This is a genomic window from Thioalkalivibrio sp. ALD1 (assembly GCF_000381245.1).
Taxonomy (GTDB): Bacteria; Pseudomonadota; Gammaproteobacteria; order Ectothiorhodospirales; family Ectothiorhodospiraceae; genus Thioalkalivibrio.
The window spans coordinates 1-14,576 of sequence record NZ_KB906246.1 but is presented as its reverse complement, the minus strand read 5'-3'; the positions used below and the strand labels follow the sequence as shown (position 1 = coordinate 14,576).

Genomic DNA, 14,576 nt, shown 5'->3' with positions numbered 1-14,576 from the left:
AACGCGTTTCTGAAAGGGGCAGGGGATGGCCGATCCGAACCGACTTCTGATCGGGGAGTTTATGATTCCCCTCGAGCTCTATCCACACCTGCCTTCCACCGCGACCATACAAGATGCACTGACGGCCCTGGGGCACCAGCCCTGCAAGGATGGGACTCCCTATTTTCGCCACCTTCTGGTCCTGAAGGAGGATGGCGGCCTGGAAGGGATCCTGTCGATTCACACGCTGCTCAAAGCGATCGAGCCCTCGCTGCTCAAGCGGGAAGCCCGTGGTGCCGCCCAGGGGTACTGGGGTCGGGCCGATTCCGGCGAGAACGTGGCCATGCAGGTTTTCTGGGAGCGGTTGCTGGCGGACAAGCTGGAGACAAGGCTCGACCTGGCTTCGCACACCGCGGGCGATCTGGCGGAACCAGTGAGGAAAGTGCTCTCCCGTGACGACATGCTGGCGCACGGGCTTGAGGAAATGGTCGCGTGCGGTGCCTTCGTGCTTCCGGTCGTCAAGGAGGACAAGGTGGTCGGGGCGTTGCGACTGGCCGATATCTTCGACCTGGTCGTCAAGCACGTACTGGGAGAAGTCCATGAGCGAGGAGCCTAGATCGGAGTCGAAAGACGACCCGGGAGACAGCGCAGCACCGAACACGCTGGACTGGCGGCGCTGGTTGATCCTGGCCGCCGGACTGGCGGTCTTCTTCCTGTTCTGGTTCATGGACGCTCCGGCCCCGGCGGTCGACCCGGCCGGCGAGGAATTCCCGCTGAGCGACGCCGGCAAGGCCGCACTGGGGCTGTTCCTGCTGGCGGCCATCTGGTGGGTGTTCACCCCCATACCGATCGGCGTTACCGCGATTGCGATCGGTGTCTTCCAGGCCCTGTTCCTGATCCGCCCGCCCGAAGTGGCATTCGGGAATTTCATGGATCCGGCCGTGTGGTTCATCTTCGCCTCGCTGGTGATTGGCATTGCGTTCACCAAGTCGGGGCTCACCCAACGGCTTGCCTATCGCATGCTGATGTTGGTCGGGGAACGCACCAGTACCATCTACCTGGGCACGTTCCTGGTGACGGTCGCGCTCACCCTGGTCATGGCCCACACCGCGGTGGCGGCGACCATCTTCCCGGTGCTGCTGGCGATCTATTCACTGTATGACGCGGGGGATCGCCCGACACGCTTCGGCAAGGGCCTGTTCATCGGGATGGCCTTCGCGGCGGGGGCTGGCTCGATCATCACGCTGCTGGGTTCGGCGCGCGGGATCGTGGGGGTCTCCTTTGCGCGGGACGTGGCCGATATCGACGTTGGCTTTTTCGAGGTCACCTATTATCTGGCGCCGGTCGGGCTGCTGATGACGGTACTCATCTGGTGGATGATGCTGATCTTCTTCCCCCCGGAGAAAAAGCGCATCGAAGGTCTAACCGAAGTGGCCGAGCGCCGCTACCAGGAACTGGGGTCGATGAAGCGGGACGAGTGGCTCACGATACTCATCGTTCTGGGCGCCGTGCTGGTACTGGCGTTGCAGGCCATGGTCCCGGCGCTCGAGCCCGTCTCCCGCCCGGCAATCCTGTTGGTGACGACGCTGTTGTTCTTCGCGCTGGGCGTGCTCACGCTGAAGGAACTCGAGGAGATCCCCTGGAACATCATCCTGCTGTTCGGCGGTGCGATGAGTATCGGGTTCTGCCTGTGGCAGACCGGGGCCGCCGAATGGCTGGCGATCACCTGGCTCGGTATGTTCGAGGGCGCCCACTGGCTGCTGTTCGTCCTGGGGCTGGGCCTGTTCTTCGTGGTGATGACCAACGTCATCATGAATGTGGCTGCCATTGCCATCGTGCTGCCGGTCGCGCTGGTTATGGCCGGCTACATGGGCGTGAGTCCGCATGTTGTGCTGTTCGTGGCGCTGGTCGCCACTGGCATGCCCTTCCTGTTCCTGGTGGGTGCCGCACCCAATGCCATCGCCTACCAGTCCGGTCAGTTTTCCACCTGGGAATTCTTCCGTACCGGCGTTCCCGCCAGCATTGTGCTTACGGTTGTGATTGCCTTCTCGGTGCTGGTGATCTGGCCGCTTCTGGGTATGCCCATCCTTACGGGCTGAGCGGGTCGGAGCCGGCGGCGGTGGATCCCGGCTGGGCATGATGGCAGAGCATCGCGACGGGCATGACAGGGCGCCAGCAGGGGTTCGTGTCCCCTCGCTGAATCTGTGTCAGAACGAGGGGGCTCGCCTTGGAATTCCTCCAATACGAGTTTGCACGATCGGGCGTGGAAACGAGCCTGTGGCTGCCACCGCTGATCGCCTTTCTCATCTCGCTGGTGACGGCCATGGTGGGTGTCTCCGGGGCATTCCTGCTGTTGCCGTTTCAGATGAGTGTGCTGAACTACACGGCCCCATCGGTGAGCGCGACCAACCTGGTCTTCAATCTTGTTGCCATACCCTCGGGTGTCTACCGCTTTTTCCGCGAAGGGCGAATGCTGTGGTCGCTCAACTGGGTGATCGTCGCGGGAACCCTGCCCGGTGTAGGAGTTGGCTATTACGTACGGGTCTATCACCTGTACGAGCCGGCCCTGTTCAAGGTCTTCGTCGGCATGGTGCTCATGTATCTCGCCTTGCGCTTGCTGACCGATCTCGCGCCCTGGCGGGGAAAAGCCCGCTGGGGGACATCGGGAATGGCGACGGGCTCAGTCGCACGTACACGGACGGTGGACCCCTTCAGGGTTACCTTCACCTTCGGGGGAGACACGCACTCGTTCAGCCTTCCGGCGATGGCGCTGCTGGCCTTCGCCGTCGGTATCATCGGCGGCATCTACGGGATCGGCGGCGGTGCACTCATTGCACCGTTTTGCGTCGCCATCTTCCGCTTGCCGGTTTACACGGTGGCAGGTGCGGCATTGGCGGCCACCTTCATCACGTCCATCGCGGGTATCTTGATGTACAGCCTGTTGCCCGCGCCACCCGGCGTCGCTACGCGGCCGGACTGGGAGCTGGGTGTGCTGTTTGGTATCGGTGGCGCCTTGGGCATGTATGTCGGCGCGCGGCTACAGCGCTACGTGCCTCACGCGGCGCTGACGCTGCTGCTGGGGGTCGTGATTCTGGTGCTGGCGATCCATTACCTGTCGGCACTGATAACCTCGGTAGAGTAGGCAGGCCGCTTGAGCGGTAGATCGCGCCTCCGCTGACTGGGGTCTATCACGGTCCGACCGCAATGTCTGAGCCAGCCACGAGGGCGGTGGGACCGGATTAGGGCCGGCTGAATGGACCGGGCCCGGCGAGCCCCGGTTATTCTTCGCTGGCCGGCAGGGAGGCGTAATAGGCCGCCAGGGCCGCCATTTCTTCTTCTTCCAGCTCGCTGGCAATACCCTCCATCAGTCCGGCGAGCGAGGTTTCGCGCGCGCCGTGGGCATATGCCTGGAGCTGTGCCATCAGGTACTGGGGGGGATGGCCGGCCAGTGGCGGCAGGCTGGGATTGCGCTCGCGCCCCTCTTCGCCGTGGCAGGAGGCGCAGGACTGAATGTTGCGTTCTGGCAGCCCATCGAGGGCGATCTCACGCCCTTTGTTGACGAGATTGTCCGGCACGTCGTGCGGGCCGCCTGCCGGTTCCATTTCGGCGTAATAGCGGCTGATTGCTTCGATCTCGTCGTCGTCCAGATTCTGCGCGATCTGCGCCATGGTGGCGTTCGGGCGCAGGCCTTCCCGATAGGCCTCCATCTGCTCGATCAGATATTCCCTTGGCAGTCCCGCCAGGCGCGGGAATGGGGGCTGCGACTGGCCCTGACCCTGTTCGCCATGGCACTGGATGCAGGCGGTCGCACCGCGCTCGTTGCCTTCATGGGCGAGGCGTGCGCCGGGGTCTTCTTCAGCGCTGGCCGCACTCCCCAGAAGCCACAGGGAGGCGATCAGGAGCAGTAACCGGAAAGCGTTTTGGCAGGGGATGTGTGCAGCCGTCATCGGAACCCCCGGTGGCAAGGTGGTTCTTCGTATTGTAGCGGGATGGGGCCTCTGCGTGAGCGGGGTAGTCTGGAATGCCGGATGCCAAGTTTGGTGCGCCGGCCTTTGCCACTTGGGTCGGTGGGGCTATTGGGATCCCACACGGTCGGTGTGAACGCGGGCGTGCGGCGGCCTGTGGTAGTTGGCGCGGTCCGGGATGACGTTGCGGATGCCGCCTCGCGGGTCTTCGACGTCGCCCTCGTAGCGGGGGAGAACGATCACGTGCAGGTGATCGATGCTACGCCCCGCCATACGGCCGTCGTTGTTGCCGACCGTGTAGGCATCGGGCTGATTGCCTAGAAAGGGGAGTTCCAGTACGCCTTCGATGTGGTCTTTCGGGCGCTCCCGCAGATCCTCGCGAACCAGCATGCTGCGGTAGAGTTTGGTCAGGTCGGTATTTTCGATCACCTGCCGGACGCCATAAATCGCGTCGAAGTAGTCCGACTGTTCTTTTTCATCGAGTTCGAACAGGGACACGACGTGGCGTCGCGGGATCACGAGCGCATGCCCCGGGTTGACCGGGTTCGTGTCGAACAGGGCGACGAAGGAGTCGTTCTCGTAGATCAGCGGGTCGGCCAGTCTGGCCGCTACTCGGCAGAAATAACAATCCTTGTCGGTTGTGGCACTGGTCATCGAGATGCCTGGCGGTGTTCGGTTTGTTTCATGGCTTAAGCCAACGATCTTACTGGATTTTTGCGTGTTCGTGGTGGGCAGCCGCGCGCAACCTGCTTGACGGACCGCCCGGTTCCTGGCCATTCACGCCCGAGAGGTCTGGCAACTGAAGCACCATGGACCATGCCTGTACCTCTGCGCCTGATGAACGCCGCGCTTGACGCCCCGCATGGCACCACGTAAGTTCCCCAGCATTGCAAGGGGTTTTTGCGGTCTGTCCTGCGACGTTTTTCCGATCAGACCCACCATCCCCCGATACGTTTGTCGAGGTAGTACGTACGCCCCGCATCAGCGGTGGCCGCGCGCCTTGACGGTCGCGCGGATGCGCGACCTGGCAGCAGCACAAACCGGATGCCCGGATTCGCGCCGGGCAGTTGCGGCTGTCGGCAGCCTGACTGTCGGCCGTCGCGGGTGCCCGACGCCCGGATTACTTGTGCCACGACGTATCGAAGGGGGAGTCCATGTCCATGCCATTTTTTGGCCTCGTGTTTGCGCTGCTGTGCGGCGTTGCCGCGCTGGCCTATGGTCTGTTTTCCATTCGCTGGGTGCTCTCGCAATCGGAGGGAACCCAGGAAATGCAGCGCATTGCCCGTGCGGTGCAGGAAGGCGCATCGGCCTACATGAAGCGGCAGTACACGACCATTGCGGTGGTCGGCGTGGTGCTGTTCGTCGGGTTGTGGCTGGTCATTGGTGTGGGCTCCGCGGTCGGGTTCCTGATTGGTGCCGTGCTTTCGGGTGCCGCCGGCTTCATTGGCATGCATGTGGCGGTGCGCGCCAATGTGAGAACCGCCGCGGCTGCCAAGTCAGGGCTGGAAGCCGCAATGGATGTGGCCTTCCGCGGGGGTGCGGTTACCGGCCTGCTGGTGGTCGGACTCGGGCTGCTGGGGGTCGCGGGCTACTTCGCGGTGCTCTGGTGGCTCACGCCAGAGGGAGCTGACATTGGGCTTTCGCCGCTGGTCGGTCTGGCGCTGGGCGGCTCCCTGATCTCGATCTTCGCGCGTGTTGGCGGCGGCATCTTCACCAAGGGCGCGGATGTCGGAGCGGATCTGGTGGGCAAGGTCGAGGCGGGTATCCCCGAGGATGATCCCCGCAACCCGGCCGTGATCGCCGACAACGTGGGCGACAACGTCGGTGATTGCGCCGGGATGGCCGCGGACCTGTTCGAGACCTACGCGGTTACCATCATCGCCACGATGATCCTGGGAACGCTGCTGCTGCCCGAGCTGGGGCTGATGGCCGCGGTGTATCCGCTGGTGCTGGGTGGTGGGGCGATCCTCGCTTCGATTATCGGCACCTTTGCAGTCAAGGCACGCGAGGGCTCGGAGATCATCAAGGGGCTCTACAAGGGCCTGATGGTATCCGGCGGGCTGGCCGCGGTGGCATTCCTGCCGATTACGCTGGTGCTGGTGCCGGACAACGCGCTGGCCACCAGCATGGGGATCGAGAGCGGAGCGGCCCTGCGGCTATATGGCGCGGCGCTGGTGGGTCTGGTACTGACCGGTGTGATCATGGTCGCCACCGACTATTACACCTCCACCGTGTTCCGTCCGGTCCGCCATCTGGCGGAGGCCTCGACCACCGGCCACGCGACCAACATCATTGCCGGTCTGGCACTGTCGATGAAGGCTACCGCCGCGCCGGTGCTGGCAGTCTGCGCGGCGATCCTCGTCGCCTATGCCTTCGGGGGCCTGTACGGCATCGCGATTGCCGCCACCACCATGCTGTCGATGACCGGGATCATCGTGGCGATGGATGCGTACGGCCCGATTACCGACAACGCCGGTGGTATCGCGGAAATGGCCGATCTGCCCTCGGAGGTGCGTGAAACCACCGATGCACTGGATGCGGTCGGCAACACGACCAAGGCGGTGACCAAGGGCTATGCGATTGGCTCGGCGGGCCTCGCGGCGCTGGTGCTGTTCGCCGACTACACCCACGAGCTGGTGCGTCACACCGGGGATGGTCACAACTTCGAGCTGAGCAACCCGAATGTGATTGTCGGGCTGTTCATCGGAGGTCTGGTCCCGTTCCTGTTTGCGTCGATGACGATGGAATCGGTCGGCCGCGCGGCCTCGGGGATCGTGAACGAGGTGCGGCGCCAGTTCCGCGAGATCAGCGGGATCATGGAGGGCACCACCAAGCCGGACTACACCCGGGCCGTGGACATGCTCACCAGTGCGGCGATCCGCGAGATGATACTGCCCTCGCTGTTGCCGGTGCTGGTGCCGGTACTGGTGGGTGTGTTCCTTGGTACCGAGGCCCTGGGTGGCCTGCTGATCGGGACGATCGTGACCGGCTTGTTCGTGGCGATCTCCCAGACCGCCGGTGGCGGGGCTTGGGATAACGCGAAGAAGTATATTGAAGACGGGCACCACGGTGGCAAGGGCTCCGAGGCTCACCACGCGGCCGTCACCGGCGACACGGTGGGCGACCCGTACAAGGACACCTCGGGCCCGGCGATCAACCCGCTGATCAAGGTCATCAACATCATGGCGCTGCTGCTGGTGCCCGTCCTCTAGGGAGACGCTGATTTAATCGCTCGTCCGCGTTGGTGCCCCCTGTTTTCCGAGACAAGGCGCGTCGTGCAGCGGGTAGTGGTTCTACCCGCAAGCGGCGCAACGCAGGATCGGGGAACAGGGGGCACCAACCCCACAAGCCATTGAAAGCAGGGGCTCGGCCGCCCGTTTTTGATCAACAACGGGCGCGGGAACGGCGTTGCGGCTCCTTTGTGCAGAATGACTGCACGGCAGTCACCGCGCCTTGTTCCCACGCAAAAGCGACTCGAGCGCGGACGCGCGATTAAATCAGGGTCTCCCTAGGGCCCAGCGAAACGGAAGGAGAACCGAGATGCCGACAATCCGACTGCAAATGGCTCCGGATCTGGAGCTGAACATGGAGCTGGACGTCGAGGGGGTTGATTGCGACAGCCGCGACTGGGATGTCCAGCAGCACAAGGCCGAGATCTACGCCGAGTTCGAACGCCGGCTGAAGGCGGCGTTTCCCGAAGGCTTCAAGATCCATACCTTCGAGTACGGGCTGGCCTGCAAGCCGCGCTAACGGGGCGGGAGAACACGCCCATCAGCGTGTTCTCCCGAACCGAACGGTGGCTTTGGGGATGGGCGCGTGCCGTGTTGTCCCCTGACACCATGCACAAGAGCCGACTCGGAAACATCGTGATTGACTGCCGGACGCCGGACCTGGCGGCCGAGGCGCGTTTCTGGGCCAGCGCACTGGGCTTCCCGATGCCCGAGGACTTCGATGCGGCCAGCGGCTTCATCCAGCTCGTCACGCCGCCCGGGGACGTGCAGGTCATCATCCAGCGCGTGGATCACGAGCCGCGCGCACACCTGGATATCGACTCCGACTCGATCGAGGCCGAGGTTTCGCGTTTGGAGGGCCAGGGCGCGACCGTTGTGTCCCGGCACGAGGCTTGGGTGGTGATGCAGGCGCCGAGTGGCCATCGTTTTTGTGTCGGCAGTCCCTATCGCGGTGGATTCGAGCACGGAGCCAATGAGTGGGTGTGATGTCCGAGTAGTACAGCCCGGAGGTACGGGAGAGACATCATGGCAACCGTTCAGCAAAAGCTTGTGCCGCACCTGTGGTTCGAGCATCAGGCCAGGGAAGCGGCCGAGTTCTACGCCTCGGTTTTCGAGAATTCGTGGGTCGAGAGCACCGTAACCCTGGAAGACACACCGTCCGGCTCGGTGGAGGTCGTTACCTTCTTCGTCCTGGGGCAGGAGTTCCAGGCGATCAGCGCGGGCCCGCTGGTCCCGTTCAACGAGTCAATATCGTTCATGGTCAAGTGCGATACCCAGCAGGAGATCGACTACTACTGGGGTCAGCTGACGGCCGATGGCGGGCAGGAGGTCGAATGTGGCTGGCTGAAGGACAAGTTTGGACTGTCCTGGCAGATCGTCCCCGTGGTGATGGACGAGATGATGCGATCGGGCGATCCTGAGGCGCTGGCCCGGATCACGCAGGCATTTCTGAAAATGAAGAAATTCGACGTTGCGGCTCTGGTACGGGCCTACGAAGGCCGGTGAGATGGAGGTTGGCGCTCGAGGCATGGCGGAGGTGGTGCATGTGACCGTCTACATCGCCCGCTCTTCGGCGGATGTCTATGCCTTTGCCTCCGATCCCGGGAATCTCCCTTTATGGGCCGAAGGACTGGCACGTTCGGAGGTTCGGAAGGAGGGGGATGCGTGGTTGCTGGATGGGCCGCTCGGAACCGTCCGAGTTCGGTTTGCGCTACCCAACGATCTCGGCGTGATGGACCACGATGTCGAACTGCCCTCGGGCGAAGTGGTCCGCAACCCCATGCGCGTCCTGCCGAACGGCGAGGGGAGCGAATTTGTGTTCAGCCTTTTCCGGCAGCCGGGGATGTCCGCCGAGCAGTTTGCCTCGGATCGCGACGCGTTAGAGAAGGACCTGGATACCCTGAAGAGACTGCTGGAAGGGACCAGCAGGCCGCCTACCTGGAACGTAACCAGCGGGTAAACCATGCGGCTGCCAGGTCGGCTGCCTGCTCCAGCGTGCCCGGTTCCTCGAACAGGTGGCTGGCGCCGGGAATGGTCACGAGCTTGCGCGTTGCGTGCATGAGCGAAAGCGCTTCGCGGTTGAGTTCGATCACCAGGCTGTCTTCGCCACCGACAAGCAACAGGGTCGGTGATTCGACCCGGGCCAGCGCCTTGCCGATGAGGTCCGGACGCCCGCCACGGGAGACGACGGCGTGGATGTTGTCGGGGGCTTCTGCTGCGGCCAGGAGTGCCGCGGCGGCTCCGGTGCTGGCCCCAAGAAGTCCTGCCGCGAGTCGCGCGAGTCGAGGTTCGGAAGCCGCCCATTCACAGGCCTGCAGCAGGCGTTGGGCGAGTAGCGGTATATCGAAGCGGCCCTGGTAGGTGAGGTCTTCGGCCTCCGTCAGGAGGTCGAACACCAGGGTTGCAAGGCCGGCGGCCTGCAGCACATGGGCGACCTGTTGATTGCGTGGGCTTAGCCGGCTGCTGCCGCTTCCATGCGCGAACACGACCAGCCCGACAGGCCTGGCGGGCAGGCCGAGGATGCCCTGATGGGGCTGGCCATCCAGTACGAGCGTTACGTCGTGTTGTTCAGCGCGAGACATCGGGTTTCCGGGAACGATATGCGGTGGCCAGCAGATGGATGACCTCGTCGTCGGAGGTCTGCTCGAAGGATTCGTAGTAGGACCCGACCGAGCCTCGGTAGTACTGCGGGGTGTCCAGGGTCACTACGTAATCGACCTCTGTCTCGAGCAGTGCCGCCGTGTCGGCGGGCGCTACGGGGATCGCTACGACGATCTGGCTCGGGTGGCGCTGACGTGCATCGCGGATGGCTGCGCGCATGGTGAGGCCAGTGGCAATGCCGTCATCGACGATGATCGCGATTTTGTTGGTGACGTCCGGGGCGGGAGCGGTGCAATAGAGTTCGCGCCGTCGGTGAGCCTCGGCCCGCTCGCGCGCTTCGGCTTGCTCCAGCCATTCCGGGTCGACACGTTCTTCCTCGCGGGGGTTGCAGACCCGTTCGCCGCGTTCCGGGACGGCGCAGATGGCGTATTCGGGATGAAACGGATGGCCGATCTTGCGCGGGATCACGAGATCCAGGGGCATGTCGAGGTGCCGGGCGACCTCGGCCCCCAGCGGGACGCCTCCGCGTGGCAGGGCAAACACGACCCCGGGCTGACCACGGAAGCGGTCCAGGGCTTGTGCCAGCCGTCGGCCGGCGTCGGTGCGGTCCCGGAAACGCATGGGGCCTCCGTCACAAATGTACAAGAATCGCCTTGAAGTGTAGGCCCGCATGGCCCGGAAATCCGGTGGGTCTGAGCAAAATAGGAGGCCCCAGCAGGGCCTTCATACTCCGCCTTCGGCAGCAGGCCTAGTGGATCTCGAGATCGTGGTAGCGAATCACGCGATCGAGCACTTCGGGCTAAAGAGCAAGCGTGCGATGAAGGCGATGATCAGGATGATCCATCCGATGGGATAGGGCAGTACGCCGGTGAAGAATGTGGTCAGGCTGGCGATCAACAGGAGGCCGAGGATGAATAACGGGGTGTCCATACCGGTAGGATTGGGGGATACGGGGTTGGTTCGCAGACGGGTCCTTCGCGGGCCCAGGATCGGAACGACTGGCCCTGGCGCCTGACGATCGAGAGAGACTAGATGACTCAGACTGACGATACTCCGGCCAGCCCCCTCGAGATTGGCACGGTGCGCCTGCCAGAGGGCGGAACGATCGGGATGACGCCTTGTCCCGGCAAGTGCGAGCCGGGTGCGCCCGGTGGTCAGCGGGATCTGGTGGCGGATCTGGCTGCGATCCGCAGTTGGGGAGCGACGGCCGTGGTCACGCTGAACCAGGGGCATGAGCTGGACGCGCTGGGTGTGCCCGAGCTGGGCGATGCCGTGCATGCGGCGGGGATGGAGTGGCTGCACCTGCCGATCGGTGACATGGCGGCCCCGGATCGCCCATGGGAGTTACGATGGGGCGAGGTCGGCCCCGAGGTGCACCGGCGGTTGGATGCGGGTGAGGGGGTAATTTTTCACTGTGGTGGCGGGTTTGGCCGCGCGGGGACGATTGCGGCCTTGGCACTGATCGAGCGGGGCCTCGCGCCGGAGGAGGCCATCGGATCGGTGCGCGGGGCGCGCCCCGGAGCGATCGAGAGCCCGGACCAGCAGCGCTACTTGTTGGGCCCATCCGGAAACCGGGCCTGACGACCCTTGCGCGGGCCCTCTCGGTCTGCGTCTTCCCCCGATGTCTTGTGCAACTCCGCCTCCACGTTGCCGATGATCTCCCGGCTCAAGGTCTCGATGAGCGGTTTGGCCGCCTGGCGGATCGTTTTTTCCAACAATGGGTTGTCGAGTTCGTATTCGAGAAGCAGGTGGATGTTCGTGCCCCCTTGCGCGGGTGTCAGATGGTAGGTCCCGTGATTCTGCACGCCGGTCAGCGATTGCCAGGAAAAACGCTCCGGAGCTTCCGATTCTGTGATCTCGACATCGAAATTCAGGGGAATGCCGGCGATGCGCACCACCCATCGGTAGCGGGCCTCCCCGACGCGCGCTATCGTTTCGATAGCCTCGCTGTAATGGACGAACTCCTCGACCCGCGTAATCAGAGCGAATACATCGGGTCGGTCCGCTCGGATGTGGGCCTGGTGTTCGATCGTGGGCATGGTCAAAGACGGGATTCGGAGAACGTCGAGTATGCAGGGAGGCAACCCGGTATGCACCACATCCCCCGATCCGGGGCGTAGCGGTCGCGAGCCCCTTGCCGGGAGCCACCGCGCGTGAAGGTGCTCGTGATCCTGGGCCACCCGCGTACTGACAGCCTGTGCGGCGCGCTGGCCGAGGCCTACCGTGACGGGGCGCGGTCCGCCGGTGTGGACGTGCGTTCCCTGGATCTCGCGAACCTGGATTTTGACCCTTACGTTCATACACCGTCACCGAATCAGCAGGCGCTGGAACACGATCTGGATGCGGCGCGTGCACTGGTCGCCTGGGCCGATCATCTTGTATTCGTCTTTCCCACCTGGTGGGGCACCATGCCGGCCCTTCTCAAGGGCTTTCTTGATCGGGTAATGACGCCGGAGTTTGCCTTCCGAAACTGCGAGGGCGGCACCGGATACGAGGGTCTGTTGCAGGGCCGATCCGCCCAACTGATTACCACCATGGACACACCGGTACTGATTCATCGACTGATGTATCGACAGCCGGGAATCAACGCGATGGCGCGGGCAACCCTGGGTTTTTGCGGCATCCGCCCGGTGCGTTCACTCATGCTGGGCTCGGTGCGCGAGGCCGACGACCGAAAGCGCGAGGCCTGGCTCGAACGCGCACGCCAGGAAGGGCTGCGTCTGCGGCATGGGCGCGAGAGCCTGCGTGAGCGGGTGGCGTTCAAGTTGGGTGGTTGGCTACAGGCCTTGCGACTGCAGTTCTACCCGATGACATTCGTCGCCTATACCGTGGGGGCGCTCGCCGCAGCGCCGGAAGAAGGCCTGTTGCGTAATCCGGCGTTCTGGCTGGGCTATCTGTGCCTGTTCCTGCTGGAGGTCGCCACGGTTCTCGTCAATGAACGGGTGGACCTTGGCTCCGATCGCCGCAATCGCTTCTACGGCCCGTTTACCGGCGGCTCGCGGGTGCTGGTGGAGGGGCGGCTGTCGCTGCGCGAGATAACCACGGGTACGGTGGTGGCGCTGGGGGGCTTCGCAGCGGCCTTTGCGGCCCTGCTCGCGGTCGCGCCTGGCGATCTTGTTGCGCTGCTCGTGGTGACGGGGGTGCTGGCAGTGCTGGCGATTGGTTATACGGCGCCACCTGTGAAGCTCAGTTACCGCGGGCTGGGGGAGGTGGATGTCGCGCTGACCCACAGCCTGGGCGTGTTGCTGTGCGGGTATGTATTCCTCGCGGGGGACTGGATGGATCCACTGCCCTGGTGGCTGAGCCTTCCGCTGTTTCTTGCGATCATCCCGTCGATTACGCTGTCCGGTATTCCCGATCGCGAGGCGGACGCGGCTGCGGCCAAGCGCACCCTGGCGGTGCGGCTGGGGCATGGTGGTGCCCTTGGTGTGGCGCTGGGGTTCACCGTTCTGGCGGCGGTTGCGGGAACCGCATTCCACCTGACCGGTTGGGCTCAGGGGGCCTATGCAGGCATTGCCTATTTCGTCGTGCCGCATGCGCTGTGGCTGAGTTGGATGCTGTGGCGCGAGCGGCAGCGCGGTGCGCCCGGCGGGCGTATCGACGGACTGATGGCGGTATCGCTAGCCTATGTGCTGTGGTTCGGCCTGGTGCCGCTGGTGAACCTCGCCGCGGCTTGAGTGACTGGATGCCGGCCACCGGCGGATTCAGAGTCTGGACGGCATGCTATGGAGGGAGTAAGCGATGTTGGGACGGCTGTTAGCGGGTATTGCGGTATTGGGCATGTTGTCGGTGCCTGCGGTGGCGGATCAGCGCGAGGCGTTTCATATCGCGGGTGATCGGGACGAGGCGCCATATGGGTATATCAACCGCGACGGACGCTTTGTCGGCCACTACGTGCAGTTGATGCAGGAGGCCTTTGCCCATTTGTGGGTGCCACTGCGCCATGAACCTTACGAATGGGAAGAGGCGCAACGTCTGGTCAGGGAGGGCAAGGCCGATGCGATCATCACCACCATGACGGCTGAGCGCGAGGAATATCTGGTCGCGAGTGAGGTTGCCCTGGCCGAACCGGAGTGGGTGGCATTTGTACGCGAGGATCACCCGGAGCGCGATGCTTTGCTGGCCAAGGAACATCTGGAGGACTTTTCCGGTTACCGTGTGCTGGACTACGCCGGGAATGGCTGGGGCAAGGCCAACTTGGAAGGCCTGGACGTGCAGCGCGAGGGAACGCTTTCGGAAAACCTGCGCCGCCTGGCGGCCGGCGAAGGGGACGTGCTGATCAACATGAGCGAGGTGACCGAACACACGATCCGGGAACTGAAACGGGCCTACCCCGACGAGGCCGATGCCCTGGATCGGGTCGCGGCTTCCTCGAACGTCCTGGACGTGACCTCGATGCACCTGCTGGTGCGCAAGGACTCGCCACATGTGCACTTGGTGCCGCGTATCGACAAGGTTCTGCGGGAGCTGGGTATCTGAGGCCTAGGGAGACGATGATTTGATCGCACGTCCGCGTTGGTGCCCCCTGTTTTCCGAGACAAGGCGCGTCGTGTAGCGGGTAGTGGTTCTACCCGCCCGTTGCTGATTGATTCGGGGCGCAACGCAGGATCGGGGAACAGGGGGCACCAACCCCGCAAGCCATTTACTGCAGGGGCTCGGCCGCCCGTTTTTGATCAACAACGGGCGCGGGAACGGCGTTGCGGTTCCCTTGTGCAGAATGACTGCACGGCAGTCACCGCGCCTTGTTCCCACGCAAAAGCGACTCGAGCGCGGACGCGCGATTAAATCAGCGTCTCCCTAG

The 14,576-nt window shown here is 63.9% G+C and carries 17 protein-coding genes; 11 read left to right on the top strand and 6 right to left on the bottom strand.

Annotation, left to right across the window (positions count from 1 at the left end):
- Nucleotides 1-25 precede the first annotated feature (25 nt).
- The 3 genes from F623_RS0110650 (at nucleotide 26) to F623_RS0110640 (ending at nucleotide 3,121) form a co-directional block, all read left to right on the top strand.
- A complete protein-coding gene (locus F623_RS0110650) occupies nucleotides 26-595 on the top strand; it encodes a CBS domain-containing protein (protein ID WP_018861555.1) in 570 nt (189 codons plus the stop codon).
- A complete protein-coding gene (locus F623_RS0110645; RefSeq protein WP_018861554.1) occupies nucleotides 579-2,078 on the top strand; it encodes an SLC13 family permease in 1,500 nt (499 codons plus the stop codon). Before F623_RS0110650 ends, F623_RS0110645 begins: the two co-directional genes overlap by 17 nt.
- A gap of 128 nt (nucleotides 2,079-2,206) precedes the next feature.
- Entirely contained in the window at nucleotides 2,207-3,121 is a 915-nt protein-coding gene (locus tag F623_RS0110640) for a sulfite exporter TauE/SafE family protein (protein ID WP_018868535.1), read from the top strand.
- 136 nt (nucleotides 3,122-3,257) lie between these two features.
- Here F623_RS0110640 and F623_RS0110635 read toward each other — a convergent pair whose 3' ends face one another.
- Both F623_RS0110635 and F623_RS0110630 read right to left on the bottom strand, forming a co-directional pair.
- Nucleotides 3,258-3,926: a c-type cytochrome gene (locus F623_RS0110635; RefSeq protein ID WP_018861552.1), complete on the bottom strand. Its 669-nt coding sequence runs from the start codon at nucleotides 3,924-3,926 to the stop codon at nucleotides 3,258-3,260.
- Nucleotides 3,927-4,052: 126 nt separating this feature from the next.
- Nucleotides 4,053-4,598: an HIT family protein gene (locus F623_RS0110630; protein ID WP_018861551.1), complete on the bottom strand. Its 546-nt coding sequence runs from the start codon at nucleotides 4,596-4,598 to the stop codon at nucleotides 4,053-4,055.
- Between the two features lie 500 nt (nucleotides 4,599-5,098).
- Between F623_RS0110630 and F623_RS0110625 the strand changes: the two genes are divergently transcribed.
- From F623_RS0110625 to F623_RS0110605, 5 genes are all read left to right on the top strand, one after another.
- Entirely contained in the window at nucleotides 5,099-7,156 is a 2,058-nt protein-coding gene (locus tag F623_RS0110625) for a sodium-translocating pyrophosphatase (RefSeq protein ID WP_018861550.1), read from the top strand.
- A gap of 349 nt (nucleotides 7,157-7,505) precedes the next feature.
- Nucleotides 7,506-7,694, top strand: a complete 189-nt coding sequence (locus F623_RS0110620; RefSeq protein WP_026278670.1) for a hypothetical protein — start codon at nucleotides 7,506-7,508, stop codon at nucleotides 7,692-7,694.
- 89 nt (nucleotides 7,695-7,783) lie between these two features.
- Nucleotides 7,784-8,161 (top strand): VOC family protein, encoded by a 378-nt coding sequence (locus F623_RS0110615; RefSeq protein ID WP_018861548.1) that lies wholly within the window; start codon nucleotides 7,784-7,786, stop codon nucleotides 8,159-8,161.
- Nucleotides 8,162-8,200: 39 nt separating this feature from the next.
- A complete protein-coding gene (locus F623_RS0110610) occupies nucleotides 8,201-8,680 on the top strand; it encodes a VOC family protein (RefSeq protein ID WP_018861547.1) in 480 nt (159 codons plus the stop codon).
- Between the two features lie 22 nt (nucleotides 8,681-8,702).
- The gene (locus tag F623_RS0110605) at nucleotides 8,703-9,134 is read left to right on the top strand and encodes an SRPBCC family protein (protein ID WP_018861546.1); all 432 of its coding nucleotides are present in this window, start codon (nucleotides 8,703-8,705) and stop codon (nucleotides 9,132-9,134) included.
- On the opposite strand, the gene F623_RS0110600 is transcribed toward F623_RS0110605, so the two are convergent.
- The 3 genes from F623_RS0110600 to F623_RS13520 form a co-directional block, all read right to left on the bottom strand.
- Nucleotides 9,109-9,756, bottom strand: coding sequence for a dienelactone hydrolase family protein (locus tag F623_RS0110600; RefSeq protein WP_018861545.1), 648 nt, complete (start codon nucleotides 9,754-9,756; stop codon nucleotides 9,109-9,111). The two genes, F623_RS0110605 and F623_RS0110600, sit on opposite strands and share 26 nt — an antisense overlap.
- Complete coding sequence (locus F623_RS0110595; RefSeq protein WP_018861544.1) at nucleotides 9,743-10,396, bottom strand: phosphoribosyltransferase; 654 nt, start codon at nucleotides 10,394-10,396, stop codon at nucleotides 9,743-9,745. Before F623_RS0110595 ends, F623_RS0110600 begins: the two co-directional genes overlap by 14 nt.
- A 156-nt stretch (nucleotides 10,397-10,552) precedes the next feature.
- On the bottom strand, nucleotides 10,553-10,705 hold the full coding sequence (locus F623_RS13520) for a hypothetical protein (protein WP_018861543.1): 153 nt from the start codon (nucleotides 10,703-10,705) through the stop codon (nucleotides 10,553-10,555).
- 102 nt (nucleotides 10,706-10,807) lie between these two features.
- Between F623_RS13520 and F623_RS0110585 the strand changes: the two genes are divergently transcribed.
- The gene (locus F623_RS0110585; RefSeq protein ID WP_018861542.1) at nucleotides 10,808-11,356 is read left to right on the top strand and encodes a cyclin-dependent kinase inhibitor 3 family protein; all 549 of its coding nucleotides are present in this window, start codon (nucleotides 10,808-10,810) and stop codon (nucleotides 11,354-11,356) included.
- On the opposite strand, the gene F623_RS0110580 is transcribed toward F623_RS0110585, so the two are convergent.
- The gene (locus F623_RS0110580; protein ID WP_018861541.1) at nucleotides 11,323-11,814 is read right to left on the bottom strand and encodes an SRPBCC family protein; all 492 of its coding nucleotides are present in this window, start codon (nucleotides 11,812-11,814) and stop codon (nucleotides 11,323-11,325) included. The genes F623_RS0110585 and F623_RS0110580 overlap by 34 nt on opposite strands.
- 114 nt (nucleotides 11,815-11,928) lie before the next feature.
- On the opposite strand from F623_RS0110580, the gene F623_RS0110575 reads away from it, so the two are divergent.
- On the top strand, nucleotides 11,929-13,452 hold the full coding sequence (locus F623_RS0110575; RefSeq protein ID WP_018868777.1) for an NAD(P)H-dependent oxidoreductase: 1,524 nt from the start codon (nucleotides 11,929-11,931) through the stop codon (nucleotides 13,450-13,452).
- A gap of 103 nt (nucleotides 13,453-13,555) precedes the next feature.
- Nucleotides 13,556-14,254, top strand: coding sequence for a transporter substrate-binding domain-containing protein (locus F623_RS0110570; RefSeq protein ID WP_026278668.1), 699 nt, complete (start codon nucleotides 13,556-13,558; stop codon nucleotides 14,252-14,254).
- Nucleotides 14,255-14,576: the final 322 nt, after the last annotated feature.

What these genes read in the sequence shown, in the direction of transcription:
- F623_RS13520 (WP_018861543.1), bottom strand. Translation starts at nt 10,705, where the DNA reads ATGGACACCCCGTTATTCATCCTCGGCCTCCTGTTGATCGCCAGCCTG.
- F623_RS0110585 (WP_018861542.1), top strand. Translation starts at nt 10,808, where the DNA reads ATGACTCAGACTGACGATACTCCGGCCAGCCCCCTCGAGATTGGCACG.
- F623_RS0110625 (WP_018861550.1), top strand. Translation starts at nt 5,099, where the DNA reads ATGTCCATGCCATTTTTTGGCCTCGTGTTTGCGCTGCTGTGCGGCGTT.
- F623_RS0110595 (WP_018861544.1), bottom strand. Translation starts at nt 10,396, where the DNA reads ATGCGTTTCCGGGACCGCACCGACGCCGGCCGACGGCTGGCACAAGCC.
- F623_RS0110620 (WP_026278670.1), top strand. Translation starts at nt 7,506, where the DNA reads ATGGCTCCGGATCTGGAGCTGAACATGGAGCTGGACGTCGAGGGGGTT.
- F623_RS0110605 (WP_018861546.1), top strand. Translation starts at nt 8,703, where the DNA reads ATGGCGGAGGTGGTGCATGTGACCGTCTACATCGCCCGCTCTTCGGCG.
- F623_RS0110570 (WP_026278668.1), top strand. Translation starts at nt 13,556, where the DNA reads ATGTTGTCGGTGCCTGCGGTGGCGGATCAGCGCGAGGCGTTTCATATC.
- F623_RS0110635 (WP_018861552.1), bottom strand. Translation starts at nt 3,926, where the DNA reads ATGACGGCTGCACACATCCCCTGCCAAAACGCTTTCCGGTTACTGCTC.
- F623_RS0110600 (WP_018861545.1), bottom strand. Translation starts at nt 9,756, where the DNA reads ATGTCTCGCGCTGAACAACACGACGTAACGCTCGTACTGGATGGCCAG.
- F623_RS0110645 (WP_018861554.1), top strand. Translation starts at nt 579, where the DNA reads ATGAGCGAGGAGCCTAGATCGGAGTCGAAAGACGACCCGGGAGACAGC.
- F623_RS0110615 (WP_018861548.1), top strand. Translation starts at nt 7,784, where the DNA reads ATGCACAAGAGCCGACTCGGAAACATCGTGATTGACTGCCGGACGCCG.
- F623_RS0110650 (WP_018861555.1), top strand. Translation starts at nt 26, where the DNA reads ATGGCCGATCCGAACCGACTTCTGATCGGGGAGTTTATGATTCCCCTC.
- F623_RS0110610 (WP_018861547.1), top strand. Translation starts at nt 8,201, where the DNA reads ATGGCAACCGTTCAGCAAAAGCTTGTGCCGCACCTGTGGTTCGAGCAT.
- F623_RS0110580 (WP_018861541.1), bottom strand. Translation starts at nt 11,814, where the DNA reads ATGCCCACGATCGAACACCAGGCCCACATCCGAGCGGACCGACCCGAT.
- F623_RS0110630 (WP_018861551.1), bottom strand. Translation starts at nt 4,598, where the DNA reads ATGACCAGTGCCACAACCGACAAGGATTGTTATTTCTGCCGAGTAGCG.